General features: G+C 66.4%; 14 protein-coding genes and 1 tRNA gene. 11 read left to right on the top strand and 4 right to left on the bottom strand.

Annotated features, from left to right (window positions below; genetic code table 11):
• Positions 1 to 149 precede the first annotated feature (149 nt).
• Positions 150 to 223 (bottom strand) — tRNA-Gly (locus CLI93_RS06255).
• 295 nt (positions 224 to 518) lie between these two features.
• Between CLI93_RS06255 and CLI93_RS15350 the strand changes: the two genes are divergently transcribed.
• The 6 genes from CLI93_RS15350 (at position 519) to CLI93_RS06225 (ending at position 8,857) form a co-directional block, all read left to right on the top strand.
• Complete coding sequence (locus CLI93_RS15350) at positions 519 to 830, top strand: type II toxin-antitoxin system Phd/YefM family antitoxin (protein ID WP_095542090.1); 312 nt, start codon at positions 519 to 521, stop codon at positions 828 to 830.
• A complete protein-coding gene (locus CLI93_RS06245) occupies positions 817 to 1,242 on the top strand; it encodes a TA system VapC family ribonuclease toxin (RefSeq protein WP_095542089.1) in 426 nt (141 codons plus the stop codon). Before CLI93_RS15350 ends, CLI93_RS06245 begins: the two co-directional genes overlap by 14 nt.
• A 57-nt stretch (positions 1,243 to 1,299) precedes the next feature.
• Positions 1,300 to 4,206, top strand: coding sequence for an alanine--tRNA ligase (gene alaS / locus CLI93_RS06240; protein ID WP_095542088.1), 2,907 nt, complete (start codon positions 1,300 to 1,302; stop codon positions 4,204 to 4,206).
• A gap of 85 nt (positions 4,207 to 4,291) precedes the next feature.
• Positions 4,292 to 4,870, top strand: coding sequence for a sigma-70 family RNA polymerase sigma factor (locus CLI93_RS06235; protein WP_095542087.1), 579 nt, complete (start codon positions 4,292 to 4,294; stop codon positions 4,868 to 4,870).
• 30 nt (positions 4,871 to 4,900) lie between these two features.
• Positions 4,901 to 5,956: a FecR domain-containing protein gene (locus CLI93_RS06230; RefSeq protein ID WP_095542086.1), complete on the top strand. Its 1,056-nt coding sequence runs from the start codon at positions 4,901 to 4,903 to the stop codon at positions 5,954 to 5,956.
• A 327-nt stretch (positions 5,957 to 6,283) separates the two neighbouring features.
• Entirely contained in the window at positions 6,284 to 8,857 is a 2,574-nt protein-coding gene (locus tag CLI93_RS06225; protein WP_172425529.1) for a TonB-dependent siderophore receptor, read from the top strand.
• Between the two features lie 109 nt (positions 8,858 to 8,966).
• Here CLI93_RS06225 and ykgO read toward each other — a convergent pair whose 3' ends face one another.
• Positions 8,967 to 9,116 (bottom strand): type B 50S ribosomal protein L36, encoded by a 150-nt coding sequence (ykgO, locus tag CLI93_RS06220; RefSeq protein WP_095540037.1) that lies wholly within the window; start codon positions 9,114 to 9,116, stop codon positions 8,967 to 8,969.
• A gap of 259 nt (positions 9,117 to 9,375) precedes the next feature.
• Here ykgO and CLI93_RS06215 point away from each other — a divergent pair, with 259 nt between their 5' ends.
• The 5 genes from CLI93_RS06215 to ssb all read left to right on the top strand — a co-directional run bounded on the left by CLI93_RS06215 (position 9,376) and on the right by ssb (position 14,814).
• The gene (locus CLI93_RS06215; RefSeq protein WP_095542174.1) at positions 9,376 to 11,715 is read left to right on the top strand and encodes an NADP-dependent malic enzyme; all 2,340 of its coding nucleotides are present in this window, start codon (positions 9,376 to 9,378) and stop codon (positions 11,713 to 11,715) included.
• A gap of 182 nt (positions 11,716 to 11,897) precedes the next feature.
• The gene (locus CLI93_RS06210; RefSeq protein WP_420823114.1) at positions 11,898 to 12,317 is read left to right on the top strand and encodes a guanyl-specific ribonuclease; all 420 of its coding nucleotides are present in this window, start codon (positions 11,898 to 11,900) and stop codon (positions 12,315 to 12,317) included.
• Positions 12,318 to 12,448: 131 nt separating this feature from the next.
• Complete coding sequence (locus tag CLI93_RS06205; protein ID WP_095540039.1) at positions 12,449 to 13,144, top strand: DUF599 domain-containing protein; 696 nt, start codon at positions 12,449 to 12,451, stop codon at positions 13,142 to 13,144.
• A 150-nt stretch (positions 13,145 to 13,294) separates the two neighbouring features.
• Positions 13,295 to 14,146, top strand: coding sequence for a tetratricopeptide repeat protein (locus tag CLI93_RS06200; RefSeq protein ID WP_095542084.1), 852 nt, complete (start codon positions 13,295 to 13,297; stop codon positions 14,144 to 14,146).
• 146 nt (positions 14,147 to 14,292) lie between these two features.
• The gene (gene ssb / locus CLI93_RS06195; RefSeq protein ID WP_095542083.1) at positions 14,293 to 14,814 is read left to right on the top strand and encodes a single-stranded DNA-binding protein; all 522 of its coding nucleotides are present in this window, start codon (positions 14,293 to 14,295) and stop codon (positions 14,812 to 14,814) included.
• A gap of 160 nt (positions 14,815 to 14,974) precedes the next feature.
• Here the strand turns inward: ssb and pyrF are convergent, their stop codons facing one another.
• Positions 14,975 to 15,802: an orotidine-5'-phosphate decarboxylase gene (pyrF, locus tag CLI93_RS06190; protein WP_095542082.1), complete on the bottom strand. Its 828-nt coding sequence runs from the start codon at positions 15,800 to 15,802 to the stop codon at positions 14,975 to 14,977.
• 171 nt (positions 15,803 to 15,973) lie between these two features.
• Entirely contained in the window at positions 15,974 to 18,700 is a 2,727-nt protein-coding gene (gene secA / locus CLI93_RS06185) for a preprotein translocase subunit SecA (RefSeq protein WP_095542081.1), read from the bottom strand.
• Positions 18,701 to 18,977: the final 277 nt, after the last annotated feature.

Genomic DNA, 18,977 nt, shown 5'->3' with positions numbered 1-18,977 from the left:
CTGGGCGGTCACCTTCTTCAAGGGCTGGGGATATTCATGGCCAGCAGCCTGTTGATCGGCGCAACACTGCTGCTGGAAGCATGCCTTGCGCCGATCAAGCCCATGCCCCCTTCTAAATGTCCTGGGGGAAGATGAGAAATGTGGGGAAATGGAGCGGGCGATGGGAATCGAACCCACGTCTTGAGCTTGGGAAGCTCAGGTCCTACCATTGAACGACGCCCGCATGAGCCGCCCTGCGCGGGCGGCAAAGAATTGCGCTTTGTGGTTTACGGCCCGGCTTGGGCCCAAAGCGATCTGGCCGCCGTGGCAGCGGCCAGCACGGCGCGCATTATAGATAGAGTGCGCGGCAAAGCAGGCCAATCTTGCACCTGCCCACAGGCGCTGCGCACAAGCTGGGGCTGGCTGCTGGGGCCGCGCAACGCACACTGTGGGCCTGGGGTAACCGGACTCGTACAGGCATGCCCTGGGCGCCACAGGCTAAAATCTGGTCGATTCAACCAGTCTTCAGGAGCTTTGCCATGACCGCCGCCGTTGGCCTGTTCGAGGCCAAGACCCACCTGAGCGAATACGTCGCCCGCGCCGAGCGGGGCGAGGAAGTCATCATCACCCGCCACAACAAGCCCGTGGCCAAGCTGGTGCCGCTGCACGCCCCGGCGCAGGCTGCCGCGCCCGAGGCGCCGCCCTTCGTGCAGCGCACCTTCCACACCGGCGTGCCGCTGGTGGATCTGACCAAGGCCAACCAGCTCGCTGGCGAGCTGGAGGACGAGGAGCTGATCGAAAAAATGCGCCGCATCGAGCAGGCATACCAGGAGCGCCATGCTGCTTCCTGACACCAATGTGCTGCTCAACGCCGTTCATGCCGACAGCCCCCAGCACGCACAGGCCAAGCAGGCGCTGGAGGCCGCGATGCTGGACACGCGCGGCATGGCGCTGGTCTGGGTGGTGCTGATCGGCTTTGTGCGCCTGTCCACCAAGCGCGGCATCCTGCCTGCGCCGCTGGACGTGGCCGATGCGCTGGGCGTGGTCGATGAATGGCTGGCCCATCCGCGCACCCGCGTGCTGGAGCCTGGGCCGCTGCACGCGGGCATCTTTGGCCGCCTGCTGCTCTCGGCCGGCACGGCGGGCAACCTCGCGAGCGAAGCCCACATCGCCGCACTGGCCATCGAGCACCAGGCCGAGGTGCTGACTTTCGACAAGGATTTCGCCCGCTTCAGCGGGCTGCGCTATCAACTGCTTGCATGAAACGGCTTGCATGACACCGACCGCGCCGGCCCTGGGGCCGCGCTTGCTTTTCACACCATGACCACCGACAAACCCTCCACCCCCACCTCCGTCGCCGAAATCCGCCAGAGCTTTCTGGACTTCTTCGCCGCCAAGGGCCACACCATCGTGCCCTCGTCCTCGCTCGTGCCTGCCAATGACCCCACGCTGATGTTCACCAACAGCGGCATGGTGCAGTTCAAGGACGTGTTCCTGGGCACTGACAAGCGCCCCTACGTGCGCGCCACCAGCGTGCAGGCCAGCCTGCGCGCCGGCGGCAAACACAACGATCTGGAAAACGTGGGCTACACCGCGCGCCACCACACCTTCTTCGAGATGTTGGGCAACTGGAGCTTTGGCGACTACTTCAAGAAGGAATCCATCCTCTGGGGCTGGGAGCTGTTGACCAAGGTCTATGGTCTGCCGCCCGAAAAGCTCTTGGCCACCGTCTATCACGAGGACGACGAGGCCTACGACATCTGGACGCAAGTCATCGGCCTGCCGCCCGAGCGCGTGATCCGCATCGGCGACAACAAGGGCGGCAAATACAAGAGCGACAACTTCTGGATGATGGCCGATACCGGCCCCTGCGGCCCCTGCTCGGAAATCTTTTACGACCACGGCCCGCACATCCCCGGCGGCCCTCCAGGCAGCCCCGATGAAGACGGCGACCGCTTCATCGAAATCTGGAACCATGTGTTCATGCAGTTCGAGATGCACGAGGATGGCAGCGTCACCCGCCTGCCCGCGCCTTGCGTCGATACCGGCATGGGCCTGGAGCGCCTGGCCGCCATCCTGCAAGGCGTGCACAGCAATTACGAGATTGATTTGTTCCAGGCGCTCATCAAGGCGGCCGCGCGTGAAACCGGCTGCACCGATCTGGACAACCCTTCGCTCAAGGTGATTGCCGACCACATCCGCGCCACCGCGTTTCTGGTCAGCGACGGCGTGATTCCAAGCAACGAAGGCCGCGGCTATGTGCAGCGCCGCATCATCCGCCGCGCCATCCGCCACGGCTACAAGCTGGGGCAGAAAAAGCCCTTCTTCCACAAGCTGGTGCGCGACCTGGTGCAGCAAATGGGCGCGGCCTACCCGCGCCTGGCCGAGCAGGAAGCACGCATCACCGAAGCGCTCAAGGTTGAAGAAATCCGATTCTTGGAGACACTGGGAACTGGGTTGCGATTCTTCGAGGAAATTATTGACTTTGAATTGTTCAAAAAACGCCTAAAAGAAAAAAACTCCTCAGATTTTTTTGATGAGCAGAGAATTGGAAAAATCATAGTAGATGGAGAGGAATTTATTATTGTTGCACTAACGGAAAAGGGAGTTAAAGAGGGTTTCTTGCCATTGATTGCAAAAATTTATGCAAATCATTTAGAATATCTCTCACATCGCCAAAAAATAGAGGGTATTTTCAATAAAAACTTCCCTTTACATGAGCTTATCTCAATCATTAAATTCAACGAACAGAAATCACTTATCCTTCCAGGTAAAGATGTTTTTAAATTACATGATGCCTACGGCTTTCCGCTCGACCTCACGCAGGACGTGTGCCGCGAGCGCGGCGTGACGGTGGACGTGGCCGGCTTCGACGCCGCCATGCAGCACCAGAAAGACACGGCCCGCGCCGCCGGCAAGTTCAAGATGGACAAGCAGCTCGCCTACGACGGCGTGCCCAGCCGCTTCACCGGCTATACCAGCATGAATGAAAGCGCCACCGTGCTCGCGCTCTATGCCGACGGCGCGCCCGTGCAGCAACTGCAAGCCGGGCAGCACGGCGTGGTCGTGCTCGACACCACGCCCTTCTACGCCGAAAGCGGCGGCCAGGTGGGCGATCGCGGCCAAATCACCACCGCCAGCGGCGCGGTGTTTGATGTGCAGGACACGCAAAAAATCAAGGCCGACGTGTTCGGCCAGCACGGCGTGCTGCAAAGCGGCAACCTCAAGGTGGGCGATGCGGTGCAGGCCGCGGTCAATGCCGAGCTGCGCGCCGCCACCACACGCAACCACAGCGTGACGCACCTGATGCACAAGGCCTTGCGCGAAACCCTGGGCGAGCACGTGCAGCAAAAAGGCTCGCTGGTCGATGAGGACAAAACCCGCTTCGATTTCGTGCAAAACGCCCCCGTCACGCAAGAGCAATTGCACCGCATCGAGCAATTGGTCAACGCCGAAATCGTGGCCGATGCGCCCACCGTCATCCGCGAAATGGGCATTGAAGATGCCAAAGCCAGCGGCGCCATGATGCTGTTTGGCGAGAAATACGGCGACGTGGTGCGCGTGGTCGATATTGGCGAGAGCCGCGAACTCTGCGGCGGCACGCACGTGCAGCGCGCCGGGGAAATCGGCCTGTTCAAGCTCGTCATGGAAGGCGGCGTGGCCGCTGGCGTGCGCCGCGTGGAAGCCATCACTGGCGCCAAGGCGCTGGCCTATGTGCAGCAGCTCGAAACCACCGTGGCCCAGGCCGCCCGCACCCTCAAGGCCCCCGTGCACGAGCTGCAAGCCAAGCTGGAGCAGCAGCTCGAACATGCCAAGGCGCTGGAAAAGGAAATCGCCGCCCTCAAGGGCAAGCTTGCCTCATCCCAAGGCGACGAGCTGGCCGCCCAGGCCATCGACGTGGGCGGCTTGAAAGTGCTGGCCGCCCAGCTCGACGGTGCTGACGCCAAAACCCTGCGCGACACGCTGGACAAGCTCAAGGACAAACTCAAGAGCGCCGCCATCGTGCTCGCCGCTGTGGACGGCGGCAAGGTGCAACTGGCTGCAGGCGTGACCAAGGACAGCGTGGGCCAGCTCAAGGCCGGCGAGCTCGTCAACTTCGTCGCCCAACAAGTGGGCGGCAAAGGCGGCGGCAAGCCCGACATGGCCATGGCCGGCGGCACCGACGCCACCGCCCTGCCCGCTGCGCTGCACAGCGTGCAGGGCTGGGTGGCGGAGAAGTTGGCCTGAGCCTGCACGGCTTGAAGCGGCCAAGCCGTGCACCCCATGGCTTGGCAGCGCTGTTCGCACTGCCCACTTCCAGCCCCGCCCACGCATGACTGCTGTGCCCGCCACCGCCGCAGCCTGCCCCCTGCCGCCCGGCTGCGGCGGCCAGGCCGTGGCCCTGCTCTACCAGCAGCACCAGCGCTGGCTGCAAAACTGGCTGCGCCTGCGGCTGGGCCATGACGGCGACGCCGCCGACCTGGCGCAAGACGTGTTCGTTCGCCTGCTGCGCAAGAGCGAGCCGCCCGCCCTCGAAGGCCCGGCCCAGGCCCGCGCCTACCTGGGCAAGATTGCCAGCGACCTGTGCGCCAATCTCTGGCGCCGCCGCGCGCTGGAGCAGGCCTGGCTCGACGCCCTGGCCGCCCAGCCGCCCGCGCTGGCGCCCTCACCCGAGCAACAGGCCATCGTGCTCGAAACCTTGCGTGAAATCGGCAGCGCCATCCTCAGCCTGCCGGGCCGGGGCGCGCCCGCCTTCATCCTGGCCTGCGTGCACGGCATGAGCGAGCAGGAGGCCGCCCAGGCGCTGGGCCTGTCCACCCGCACCGTGCGCAAGCACGTCGCGCGCGGCGTGCTCGCCTGCATGCAACTCAAAGCCCGCTACCACGCCCAGGGGCTGTGGCCGGGCGTTTGAGCGCCCACACCGCCGCCGCTGGCACAGCCCATGAACGCCCGCGACCTGCCCCCTGCCAATGCCGCCGCGCCGCCCTGCCCGGCGGCGATGGAGCAGGCCGCCCAATGGTTTGCCCTGTTGCAATCGGGCCAGGCCAGCGCAGCGGATCGCCAACGCTGGCAGGACTGGCTGGCCGCCAACGCCGAGCACCGCCGCGCCTGGGCCTATGCCGAGGCCGTGGGGCAAGACTTGGCCCAGCTGCGCGCCAGCGCCCACCCGCCCACGCTGGCCGAGCACCTGCTGAGCGCCCAACGCCGCCTGGCGCGCCGCCGCACTCTGCTGGGCCTAGCCCTGATGGCTGGCAGCGGCAGCCTGGGCTGGGCGCTGTGGCGCCACACCAGCCTGCCGCAAACCGTACTGGCCTGGCAGGCCGACGAACGCACGGCCACCGGCCAAATCCGCGCCCTGACCTTGCCCGATGGCTCCCGCCTGTGGCTCAACACCGCCAGCGCCGTCAACCTGCGCTACGGCCCGGCCGAGCGCCGCGTCGAACTGCTGCGCGGCGAAGTGCTGATCGCCACCGCGCCCGATGCCGCCCCGGCACAGGCCTCAGCCCGCGCGCGGCCATTTGTGCTCGACACCCCCCACGGCCGCCTGCACGCGCTGGGCACGCGCTTTGCCGCCCGCTTGCTGGATGACGACGCTCAGACTTTGGCCAGCGTCAGCGAAGGCGCGGTGCAGCTGCTGGCCCCTGGCGCAACGCCAGCGGATGCCACCGCCGTTGCGCCCGCCCCCATCCTGCGCGCCGGGCAGCAGGCCCGCCTGGGGCCACAGGGCGTGCAGCACATCGCCACAGCCGACCCGCTGGCGCAAAGCTGGGCCAGCGGCACGCTGCAAGCGCAAGGCATGGCCTTGCAAGCCCTGGCCGATGAGCTGGGCCGCTACTGGAGCGGCCACATCAGCGTGCATGAGGCCGTGGCCCAGCGCACCGTTTTCGGCAGCTTCGATGTGCGTGATGTGCCACGCTCGCTGCACGCGCTGCAGGCAGCCCTGCCCGTGCGCGTCAGCCAGCCGCTGCCGTGGTGGATTCGCATCCAGCCGCGCTGAGCATTTACGCGCACCGCGCTGAGCAACCGCTACCGCTCTTGGGCAATGCATGGTCGCCTTGTTGCAAAAAATTACAAACAAAGTGTGGCCCAGGCTTCCGGTTTGCCCCCTCTGGCGTGGTTGACCGAATGAGAGACAGATCAACGACAGCGGTGCGATGCACACGCGCCGCTCACGTTCCGCGCCTCCCCCAGCCAGCCGCCAAGCCAGCCAGTCCGCCGCCCTCGTGGCGCAAGGGCAGGACCCGGTCTCTCGTCCCTTCGTCCGGGCAGATGCCGAATGCGCATGCCCGGTGTTCTGATTGGTCGAAACAAGAGGCTTTTTCCTATGAACCGACACCCCTGCCCCCTCCAAGCCCGCAGTGCGCGGGCCACTGCCCTGGCGCCTTGCTACCTGTCCGCTGGCGCTTTACCCGCCGTGCTGCCGCGCGTGCATGCACTGGCCTGGGCCGCTGCACTGGCCAGCGGCCTGCTGCTGGCCGCCGGGCCGCAAACGGGCTGGGCGCAAGCCCATCCTGGCACGGCCCAAAGTGCAGCGCGCAGCTACCAAATACCGGCCGGGCCGCTGGGCGCGGCGCTGGCGCGCTTCGGGGCCGAGGCCGGGCTGATCCTGGCCGCTGACGGCCAACTCGTGCAAGGTAGGCAAAGCCCTGGCCTGAACGGCCGCTTTGATGCCGCCAGCGGCCTGGCCGAGCTGTTGCGTGGCACTGGCCTGCATGCCGTGCGCCGCGCCGATGGCAGCTACGCCATTGCGCCCGCATCGGCGCAGGCCCAAGCGCCGGCAGCACCGGCTCGGCCAGCCGCCCCCGCCAGCGCCCAAACCCTACCGGCCGTCACCGTCACCGCCGCGCCCGACTTGAGCGGCACCACCGAGGGCACGCGCTCCTTCACCACCCGCGCCATGGCCAGCGCCACCGGCCTGGCGCTGTCGCCGCGCCAGACGCCGCAGTCGGTCAGCGTCATCACGCGCGAGCGCATCGAGGCGCAGGGCATGAGCAGCCTGAGCGACGCCGTGGCGGCCACGCCAGGCGTCTATACCGCGCCGTATGACGGACGCGGCGAGGAGTTCAGCGCGCGCGGTTTCGTCATCCGCAACATCCAGCTGGACGGCATTTCCATGCCGTGGGAGGAAGGCTGGGATTCGGGCGAAACCCGCAGCGCCCTGGCCATGTACGACCGGGTGGAAGTGGTGCGCGGCGCGGCGGGCCTGCTGACAGGCGCGGGCGAGCCAGCGGCCAGCATCAACCTGGTGCGCAAGCGTGCCGATTCGGACGTGTTCACCGGCCAGGTACGCGGCGAGCTGGGCTCTTGGCAACACCGCAGCGGCATGGTGGATGTGTCCGCCCCGCTCAATGCCAGCCGCAGCCTGCGCGCCCGCGTGGTGGCGCAGGCCACCGGCCGCGACACCTTCATTGACCGCGAGCATTTCAGCAGCAGCCTGTTCTATGGCACGGTGGAGGCCGATCTTTCCGACGCCACCCGCCTGACCGTGGGCGCGGATTGGCAACGCAACCGCCCGCAGCGCATTTCCTGGGGCGGGCTGATCCCGTGGTACAGCGACGGCAGCCGCATCGACTGGCCACGCGGCTACAGTCTGGCGCCCAACTGGTCGCAGTGGCATTCCTCGCAAAACACGGTGTTCGCCAAGCTCAGCCACCAGCTCAATAGCCGCTGGACGCTGGAGGCCGACGTGCAAGGCAGCCGCCACACGGCCAACGCCAAGCTGCTGTGGGCCGATGGCCTGCCCGAGCGCGCCACCGGTCTGGGGCTGGAGACCGAGCGCAACCAGTACGACGCCAAGCGCCGCCAGAGCGACCTGAGCCTGCGCGCTCACGGCGGCTTTGACGCCTGGGGGCGGCAGCATGAGATCACGGCGGGTATCTCCAGCGCCCGGCAAAAGCTCACCGGCGCGCGCACCACGCCGGGCGAGCCCCTGCCGCTGGGCAACATCTGGGGCTTCGATGGCCAGCACCCCGCGCCCGATCCAACCAAGGGCACCGAGCCGCTGCGCGATGAAACCACGCGCCAGCGGGCCATCCACGCCGCCACGCGCCTGCACCTGGCCGAGCCACTCAAACTCATCGTCGGCGCTCGCCTGACGAGCTGGGAGCGCCAGGGCGAGGACACCACCTTCGAGCCCGCCTTCCACCAGCGCCACAGCGCGGTGATGACGCCCTACATCGGCGCGGTGTACGACATCAATGACAGCTACTCGGCCTACGCCAGCGCCACGCGCATCTTCAACCCGCAGAAAAAGCGCGACCGCCACGGCGGCTACCTCGACCCGCTCAAGGGCCAGAACCTGGAAGCGGGCCTGAAGGCCGAATGGCTGGACGGCCAGCTCAACGGCAGCCTGGCCGTGTTTCAGACCACGCAAGACAACTTCGGCGTGGAAGACGGCAACCTGCGCGTGCCCGGCAGCGCCGGCGAGCAAGCCTGGCGCGCCGCCAAGGGCGTGAAAACGCGCGGCTACGAGCTGGAGCTGGCCGGCCGCCTGGCCCCCGGCTGGGACGTGGGCCTGGGCTGGACGCAGTTCAGCAGCAAGGACGCGAGCGGCGAGCGCGTAGGCACCACCCGCCCCGGCCGCATGCTCAAGCTGCACACGCAATACCGCCTGGACGGCGCGTGGAGCAAGCTCACGCTCGGCGGCGGCCTGCACTGGCAGGGCCGCATCTACAAGGACGTGCAAAACCCCGCCACCGGCGCGCCCGAGCAATTGCGCCAGAACGCCTACGCACTGCTGAACCTGAGCGCGCGCTACCAGTTCACCCCGCAACTGGCCGCGCGCCTGGCCGTGAACAACGTGCTGGACAAGAAGTACTGGGCCAACGTGGGCTTTTTCGACCGCATGACCTACGGCGCGCCGCGCAGCGTGCTGCTGACGGTGGATTACCGCTGGTAAAGCCCCAGGGCCGTGCGCGCCACGGCCCCTTCACAAAAACAGCCCATGGCCTGCATCCCTTGCAGGCCATGGGCTGTGTTGGTTTTCAAGCCGCCCGCGGGGCTTGGGCTCAACCCTTGCGGCGGTTCTTGGCGCCGCCTTGGCGGGCCTTGAAGCGCGGATTGCTCTTGCAGATGACGTAGATGCGGCCACGGCGGCGCACGACCTGACAGTCGCGGCTGCGCTTTTTGGCTTCCTTGAGCGATGACAGTACTTGCATGGTGTTTCCTGGTGGTGTGAAAAAGCGGCTCGGGGCAGCGGCAAAGGCGGGCTGCATACCGCGCCCAAAACCGAGACGAGAATCATTCTAGATGATATTTGTTTATTGAAAAGACTGCGGCCTGCTGCGCCTGGGGCCAGCAGCAATGCATCTGGGCTGCACCTACAATGCTTGGCCGTTGTTTCTGCGCCGCAGGCGCTGGCTGCCATGCGGCTTGCCTGCGGCGCAATTGTTGGATTGCTGGATTTCTGGAGCTTTGATGCCTGACCACCCTGTTGCCCCGCCCGCTGGGGCCCCTGCCGACAAGCGCGCGCTGCTGCGCGAGGCGGCGCTCGAATACCACGAGAAGCCCGTGCCGGGCAAGATTTCCGTCACGCCGACCAAGCAGCTGATGAACCAGTACGAGCTGTCGCTGGCCTATTCGCCCGGCGTGGCCGCGCCCTGCGAGGAAATCCAGAAAGACCCGGCCGCCGCTGCGCGCTACACCAGCCGCGCCAATTTGGTGGGCGTCATCAGCAATGGCACGGCGGTGCTGGGCCTGGGCGATATTGGCGCGCTGGCCTCCAAGCCGGTGATGGAAGGCAAGGGGGTGCTGTTCAAGAAGTTCTCGGGCATCGACGTGTTCGACATCGAGATCGACGAGAAGGACCCGCAAAAGCTGGTGGACATCATCGCCGCGCTGGAGCCGACCTTTGGCGGCATCAATCTGGAGGACATCAAGGCGCCCGAGTGCTTCTTCGTCGAGCGCGAGCTGCGCAAGCGCATGAAGATCCCGGTGTTCCATGACGACCAGCACGGCACGGCCATCGTGGTGGGCGCGGCCGTGATCGGCGGGCTGAAGGTGCTGGGCAAGCGCATTGAGGAGGTCAAGCTGGTCACTTCGGGCGCGGGCGCGGCGGCGCTGGCTTGCCTGGGGCTATTGCTCAAGCTGGGGCTGAAGAAAGAAAACGTCTGGGTCACCGATATTGAAGGCCTGGTCTATGAAGGCAGAACGGTGCTGATGGACGAGATCAAGGCCCAGTACGCGCAGCAGACAGACAAGCGCACGCTGGCCGAAGCGATCGAGGGCGCGGACGTGTTCCTGGGGCTGTCGGCCGGCGGCGTGCTCAAGCCCGAGATGGTGGCGCGCATGGCCGACAAGCCGCTGGTGCTGGCGCTGGCCAACCCGACGCCGGAAATCCTGCCCGATGAGGTCAAGGCCGTGCGCAGCGATGCAGTGATTGCCACGGGGCGCAGCGATTACCCCAACCAGGTCAACAACGTGCTGTGCTTCCCGTACCTGTTCCGTGGCGCGCTGGACTGCGGCGCCACGGCCATCACCGATGAGATGGAGGTGGCCGCCGTACATGCCATTGCCGAGCTGGCCCAGGCCGAGCAAAGCGAGGAGGTGGCGCGCGCCTATGTGGGCGAAAAGCTGATGTTCGGGCCAGAGTACGTCATCCCCAAGCCGTTCGACCCCCGCCTGATGATCAAGATCGCGCCGGCCGTGGCGCGCGCGGCCCAGGCCAGCGGCGTGGCCTCGCGCCCGATCGAGGACATGGACGCCTACGTGCATCGGCTGCAGAACTTCGTCTACACCTCGGGCACGATGATGAAGCCCATCATCCTGGCGGCCAAGGCGGCGCAGAAAAAGCGCATCGCCTACAGCGAGGGCGAGGAAGAGCGTGTGCTGCGCGCAGCGCAGATCGTGGTGGACGAGCGCATCGCCCGCCCGACGCTGATCGGTCGCCCGGCCGTGATCGCCCAGCGCATCGAGAAGTTCGGCCTGCGCCTGCAGCAGGGGCGCGACTACGACGTGGTCAACGTCGAGCAGGACGAGCGCTACCAGGATTTCTGGACCAGCTACCACCGCATGACCGAGCGCAAGGGCGTCACCGCCCCCGTGGCCAAGATCGAGATGCGCCGGCGCCTGTCGCTGATCGGCAGCATGCTGCTGCACAAGGGCCACGTCGAGGGGCTGATCTGCGGCACCTGGGGCGGCTACCACAACCACCTGCACTACATCGACCAGGTCATCGGCAAGCAGCCCCAGGCGCGCACCTATGCGGCCATGAACGCGCTGATTCTGCCTGGGCGGCAGGTTTTTCTGGTGGACACGCACGTGAACTACGACCCCAGCGCCGAGCAGCTGGCCGAAATCACCATCGCCGCCGCCGCCGAGATGCAGCGCTTTGGCATCCAGCCCAGGGTGGCGCTGCTGTCGCATTCGAGCTTTGGCAGCAGCGACACGCCCAGCGCCGTGAAGATGCGCCAGACCCTGGCGCTGCTGCGCGAGCAAGCGCCCTGGCTGGACGTGGACGGCGAAATGCACGGCGACGTGGCGCTCGACGAACAGGCGCGCCGCGCGCTGATGCCCAGCACCACGCTGCAGGGCGACGCCAACCTGCTGGTGCTGCCCAATATCGACGCGGCCAACATCGCCTACAACCTGCTCAAGACCGCCGCCGGCCACAACATCGCCATCGGCCCCATGCTGCTGGGCGCGGCCAAAGCGGTGCACGTGCTCACGCCCAGCACCACGGTGCGCCGCATCGTCAACATGACGGCGCTGGCCGTGGTCGATGCCAACTCCCGGCACGGCGAGGCCGCGCAGCCATGAGGCCAGCGCCTGGCCCGGGCCACCAGCAGACACGCCAGGCCCCAAGCGCCCTGGCGGCGGCCCCAGCAACAACCATGGCATCGGGCGCAGCCACAATGCAGCGGCTGCGCCACCATGCCCGGCCAGTGGTGCGCGCCACCAGCGCTGCTTTGCTGACGGCCTGGGCAGGCTGCGCCATGGCCATGGGCGTGATGCTCTCGCCCGCCGACACGGCCCCGACGCACGCCACCCCCACCGAGCCAACGCAAGCGGCCCAGCCACCATCCCGCGCCGATCGCCAGGCCAAAGCCGACGCCGATGCGCCACGCATGGCCACCATCGGCTGGCGTCAACTGCCGCAGAAAGCGCGCGACACCTATGCGCTGATCTTGCAGGGCGGCCCCTTCCCCTACGACAAGGACGGCAGCGTTTTCGGCAACCGCGAGCGCCTGCTGCCCGTGCAGGCGCGCGGCTATTACCGCGAATACACCGTGCCCACGCCCGGCGTGCGCCACCGGGGGGCGCGACGCATCGTTTGTGGCGGCCGGCAAGCCACTGCGCCCGAGCATTGCTATTACACGGCCGACCACTACGCCAGCTTCCGTCGCATGCTGTTGCCGTAGTTGCAGGCCACACTGGCGCAACCCCAGGCGGCCCCTGGCATTGCCAAGGCATTGCACACCTTGCCGCCCCAAACCCCAACAGATGCACAGGCGCCCGCCAGGCTGGCGGCGTGCCGCTACCATTGCGCGCCATGAAGACTCTTTCGATGCTGTCAGGCTACGACTGGTTGGCCCTGGCCTGCTTTCTGGGCGTATGGTGGGGCTACATGGGCATGACCAAATACAGCCGGATGCGCCACCGCTCGCTGCTGGCCACCACCAACCGCTACCGCCGCTACTGGATGAAGCAGGCCACGATGCGCGACCCGCGCATGCTCGATGGTCTGATTACGCAAAACCTCTCCAGCACGCCCACCTTCTTCAGCTCGACCACCATCATCGTCATCGGCGGTCTGTTTGCGCTGCTGGGCACCACGGACAAGGCCGCCGAGCTGATGCGCGCCTTCCCCTTCGCACAGCCCGCACCGCCTGAGGTGTTCGAGCTGAAGATCCTGCTGCTGATCTCCATCTTTGTGTACGCGTTCTTCCGCTTCTCGTGGTCCATGCGGCAGTACACCTTCGTGGCGCTGGCCATTGGCGGCATGCCCCCCGTCGATGAGTTCAAGGCTGGGCGCTTTGACCCCAATTACTATGCCGAGCGCGCCGGCAAGCTGGTGGGCCGCGCCGCCGAGGCATTCAACGACGGGCTGCGCGCCTACTACTTCTCCTTTGCCGCCCTGGCCTGGTTCTTCTCGCCCCTGGCGCTGATGGCCGCCACGGCGCTGGTGGTGTTCATCCTGTACTCGCGCGAATTCCACTCCGACGTGCTCAAGATCCTGGCCGAGTAGCCCAGCTCCTGCGCAAAAGCCGACACATTGGCCTGCAATGTGTTGCAGAATGACACGCTTACCGCCTGCTCAAACGGCCGGCGGTTGAAAATCCCCCGGCAGGCTTAGCAGCCTCGGCAGGGCTGTCTCAACAAATGCAACAACCACAGCATGCAAGAGTACCGGCAAGTGCTGGCGCGGGCGGAGCAACTGATGCGCGCAGGCGATTACCAGGCGGCGTTGGCCATCCTGGAGTTCCTGCTGCCCAGGCACCCCAACGTCGTGGCCTTACATTGGTACCGCAGCCGCTGCCTGGTTCGGCTGGGGCAGCGCGACAAGGCCCGCATTGCGCTGACGGCCGTGCTGCGCGCGCGGCCCAACTTCGTGCCAGCGCTGATGATCCGCGTCAAGCTCGCACGCGACGATGCGGAGGACTTCGACGTCGAGCCGCTGCTGCGGCGCATTTTGCTGCTCGAGCCCGAGCGCGCCCGCGCCATGTACTGGCTGGCCGATACGCTGCTGCAGCGCGGCCCCGAGCACCAGCGTGAAGCCCTGCAGCTGCTCGACCAAAGCATTGCCCTGTCCCCAGATCTGTTCAAAGCGCGGCTGCGCCGCGCCGACTTGCTGATCGCGCAAAGCGAAGACCCCGAGCAGCTGCCGCAAGACGCTCAGCTGCACACCGACGCCCTGGGCGTGGGCCTGGACCGCCGCAAGCTGGAGGCCGCGCTGGTCGATCTGCAATATGTGGCCGATCGCCGCCATCATGAAAAAGCCGACATCCGCGCCGCGCACATCCTGCTGCGCCTGGGCCGCCAGCAGGAAGCCCTGGGGCATTTCGACCGCATGTTGGCGCGCCTTGCTTCAAACGATCCCCGGCGCGCCGCGTTGCAACTGCTGCGCCAGCAGGCCCTGCAACGCCCCCTGCCAGATGCTGGGTTCACCATCAGCGGCGGCGCCACAGCCAGCGCGCCCGATCACGGCATGGGCAACGCCACTGGCAACGCGCAAGCTGCGGCACAATAGCCTGCCCTTGCTGGCACCAACGGCTGCCCGGGCCTTATCCGCACACCCTCAGGCGCGCTTTGCGCGGGCCGCCACGAACGACGCGGACAGGGCCAGCGCCGACAACCGCTGCCAGCCATTTGTCCCGTCTTGAAAGAAAACGCACCATGGCCTCAGTCAACAAAGTCATCCTCGTCGGCAACCTCGGACGCGACCCCGAGTTGCGCATGTTCCCCAGCGGCGGCCAGGTGGCCAACGTCAGCGTGGCCACGACCGAACAATGGCGCGACAAGCAAACCGGTGAGCGGCGCGAGCTGACCGAATGGCACAACGTGGTCTTCAACGACCGCCTGGCCGAAATCGCCGCACAGTACCTGCGCAAAGGCTCGTCCGTCTACATCGAAGGGCGCATCCGCACGCGCAAATGGCAAGACCAATCCGGCCAGGATCGCTACACCACCGAAATCCGCGCCGACGTCATGCAAATGCTTGGCGGCCGCAACAGCGGCGGTGCGGACGGCAGCTACGACGGTGGCGGCTACAGCAGCGGCGGTTATGGCGGCGGCGCCCCGGCCCGCCAACAGCCCGAGCGCCCGCCCCAAGCCGCCCCCGCAGCCCAGCGCCCCGCTGCCCCGCCGCCGCCGGCACAGAGCTTCGACCAGTTCGAGGACGATGACATTCCGTTCTAAGAGAATTGGTTCGGAATCTCTGTGCGAATGGGCAAGAAGCGGTTTGGGATGGCTGCAAGGCACAAAACGCAGCCATAGCTGGTGCTATGACGAGGCTTCACAACGCCGCAGGCCACCAAAATCCACTTTCTCAGCAGCCGTGCAGAGGCTTTGAACGCTCTTACGCCGGCACTGCCGCGTTGAGCTCGTCGCGCGTGCGCAATGCCTGGGCGCGCGCGGCCTGGGCAAAATCGGCCCCCTGGCTGGCGTAGAGGATGGCGCGCGAGGAGTTGATGGCCACGCTGCCTGGGCCGGTATAAGCGGCGCGCACCGTGGTCACGGCATCGCCGCCCTGCGCGCCCACGCCCGGGATCAGCAGCGGCAGGCTGGGGGCGCAGCGGCGCACGGCCGCCACGTCCTCGGGGTAGGTCGCGCCCACCACCAGGCCCAGCTGGCCATTGCTGTTCCAGCCCCCCTGGGCCTGGGCGGCCAGGTGCTCGAACAGACGCGGCTGGCCCGGCACGTCGGCCAGGCGCTGGGCCTGAAAGTCATTGCCGCCAGGGTTAGATGTACGGCACAGCAGGAACACGCCCTTGTCCGGGTATTGCAGATAGGGCTGCACCGTGTCTTGCCCCATGAAGGGCGAAACCGTGACGGCATCGGCCCCATAGCGCTCAAAGGCTTCGCGCGCGTACTGCACGGCGGTGGCGCCAATGTCGCCGCGCTTGGCGTCGAGGATGACCGGCACGCCGGGCGCGGCTTTGCGGATGTGGGCGATCAGGCGCTCGAGCTGCGCCTCCGCGCCTTGCGCGGCAAAGTAGGCAATCTGCGGCTTGAAGGCGCAGGCCAAGTCGGCCGTGGCATCGACGATGGCCGCGCAAAAATCGTAAATGCCTGCCGCGCCCTGGGGCAGCTGGGAGGGGAAGCGGGCCGGCTCGGGATCCAGCCCGACGCACAGCATGGTGTGCTGGCTGCGCGATGCAGCCGTCAGTTGATCGGTAAAACGCATGGCGCGAGATTGTGGCACAGCGCCTACCGGGCCCAATCCAGCGCCAGCGGCCCGGGGAGCGTTGAGCGTTGAGCGTTGAGCGTTGAGCGTTGAGCGTTGAGCTTTGAGCTTTGAGCGTTAAGCACTGGCACTGCGACGGCACTCATCAACGCCGCCGCTGCGCCATTCAAGTCAACTGAGCTGGCCGTGGCAGTGCTTGTACTTCTTGCCGCTGCCGCAGGGGCAGGGGTCGTTGCGGCCCACGCGCGGCAGCGGCTGACCATCCTCGGCAAAAGCGGCCTGGGCGTTGGTCTGGTCGATGGCGCGCTGGGCGATGTCTTCGGCGGCCTGCTCCATGTTCTCGGCGGCCTGCTCGACCTGCTCCGGATCCTGGATGCGCACACGCATGATGATGCGCGTGACTTCGGCGCTGGAGTTGCTCAGCATCAGGCGGAACAGCTCGAAGGCCTCGCGCTTGTATTCCTGCTTGGGCTGCTTTTGCGCAAAGCCGCGCAGGTGAATGCCCTGGCGCAGGTAGTCCAGCGCGCTGAGGTGGTCGCGCCAGGCGGTGTCGAAAGTTTGCAGCAACACCACACGCTCGAAGTGCCCGAACTGGGCCGCGCCCACGCGCTCGACCTTCTCGGCATAGGCCGCATCGGCCGCCTGCAGCACTTGCTCCAGGATGTCCTCGGCGGCAATGGTGTCGGCCGCCTGGGCCTTTTCAACCAGGTTCAGGTGCAGATCCCATTCCTGGGCCAGCTCGGCCTGCAGCGCGGGCAGATCCCACTGCTCCTCCATCGAATCGGGCGGCACATGGCGTTGCACCAGCTCGGTGAAAGTGTCCTGGCGCATGTTGGCGATGAGCTCGCCCACATGCTCGGCGTCGAGGATTTCGTTGCGCTGCGCGTAGATGACCTTGCGCTGCTCGTTGGAGACGTCGTCGTAGTCCAGCAATTGCTTGCGGATGTCGAAGTTGCGCGCCTCGACCTTGCGCTGGGCCGATTCGATGCTGCGCGTGACCATGCCCGCCTCGATGGCTTCGCCCTCGGGCATCTTCAGGCGCTCCATGATGGCGCGCACGCGGTCACCGGCGAAGATGCGCATCAACGGGTCGTCCAGCCCCAGGTAGAAGCGCGAGGAGCCCGGATCGCCCTGGCGGCCCGAGCGGCCGCGCAGCTGGTTGTCGATGCGGCGCGATTCGTGGCGCTCGGTGGCGATGATGCGCAGCCCGCCCAGGCCCTTGATCTTGGCGTTGTCGGCCTTCCATTGCTCGCGCAGGGCCTCGATTTGCTGCTGACGCGCGGCCTCGTCCAATGCCTCGTCAGCCTCCAGCGCGGCCAGTTGCTTTTCGATGTTGCCGCCCAGCACGATGTCAGTGCCGCGCCCGGCCATGTTGGTGGCGATGGTGATCATGCCCTCGCGCCCGGCCTGGGCAATGATGTCGGCCTCGCGCTCGTGCTGCTTGGCGTTGAGCACCTGGTGCGGCAGGCCGGCCTGCTCCAGCAGGCCGGAGATGATTTCGGAGTTCTCGATCGAGCTGGTGCCCACCAGCACCGGCTGGCCGCGCTCGTGGCACTCGCGGATGTCGGCAATGGCCGCTTGGTATTTTTCCTTGGTGGTCTTGTAGACGCGGTCGAGCTGGTCCTCGCGCTGGCTCTTGCGGTTGGGCGGGATGATGACCGTCTCCAACCCGTAGATTTCCTGGAACTCATAGGCCTCGGTGTCGGCCGTGCCCGTCATGCCCGCCAGCTTCTCGTACATGCGGAAGTAGTTCTGGAAGGTGATCGAGGCCATGGTGGTGTTTTCGGCCTGCACGCGCACGCCTTCCTTGGCCTCGACGGCCTGGTGCAGGCCATCGCTCCAGCGGCGCCCAGCCATCAGGCGGCCGGTGAACTCATCGACGATGATGACCTCGTCGTTCTGCACCACGTAATGCTCGTCGCGGTTGAAGAGCGTGTGTGCGCGCAGCGCCGCGTACAGGTGATGCACCAGCATGATGTTGCTGGGGTCGTAGAGCGAGCCGCCCTCGGCCAGCAGGCCCTGCTCGGCCAGGATGCGCTCGGCGCTCTCATAGCCCTGGTCGGTCAGGTGCACCTGGCGCGATTTCTCGTCCACCGTGTAATCGCCCGGGGTGATCACGCCCTCGCCGGTGCGCGGGTCGGCCTCGCCCTCCTGGCGCACCAGCTGCGGCGCGATGGTGTTCATCACCTGGTAGACCTTGGTGTTGTCCTCGGCCGGGCCGCTGATGATCAGCGGCGTGCGCGCCTCGTCGATCAGGATGGAGTCCACCTCATCGACGATGGCAAAGTGCAGGCTGCGCTGCACCCGCTCGCCGGCCTCGTAGACCATGTTGTCGCGCAGGTAGTCGAAGCCGTATTCGTTGTTCGTGCCGTAGGTAATGTCGGCGTTGTAGGCGGCCTGCTTGGCCTCCTTGGGCAGCATGGCCAGGTTGATGCCCACCGTCAGGCCCAGGAAGCGGTACAGCCGCCCCATCCACTCCGCATCGCGGCGCGCCAGGTAGTCGTTGACCGTGACCACGTGCACGCCCTTGCCCTGCAGTGCATTGAGGTACACCGGCAGCGTCGAGGTCAGCGTCTTGCCCTCGCCGGTGCGCATCTCGGCGATCTTGCCGTAGTGCAAGGCCATGCCGCCGATGAGCTGCACATCAAAGTGGCGCATCTTCATCACGCGCTTGGAGGCCTCGCGCACCACGGCAAAGGCCTCGGGCAGCAGCGCATCCAGGCCCTCGCCCGCAGCCAGGCGCTGCTTGAACTGCGCAGTCTTGCCTGCCAACTCCTCATCGCTGAGCTTTTCCAGCTCGGGCTCCATCGCGTTGATGCGGTTGACCGTCTTGCGGTATTGCTTGAGCAGGCGGTCGTTGCGGCTGCCAAACAGCTTGGTGAGGAAATTGGTGGCCATGAAAAATCACCACCTCGCAACACCCGGGGCGCAGCCCAGGCCGAGGGGCCTTCAAATATCAATTGCAAATCAAAAGTCCGCCACGCGCCTGAGCCCAAAAAGCCAAGCCAGCCAATGCCGAACTCGCGGTGAAAACCGCCGCGCATTCTACCTACCGCGCGACCAGCCAGCGCCATGCCCGCTGGCCATGCAGGCATCTGGGGCTGTCGGCGGCCTTTTCAAGCCCGCTCCTGCCCACGCAGCGCGATCCGCAACGGTTGCGCCGCCGCCACGGATG

It is taken from the genome of Vandammella animalimorsus, assembly GCF_002288875.1.
In the GTDB taxonomy this organism is placed as follows: Bacteria; Pseudomonadota; Gammaproteobacteria; order Burkholderiales; family Burkholderiaceae_C; genus Lampropedia; species Lampropedia animalimorsus.
The sequence above is the reverse complement of the archived record's forward strand: the minus strand, read 5'-3'. Positions and strand labels throughout refer to the sequence as shown.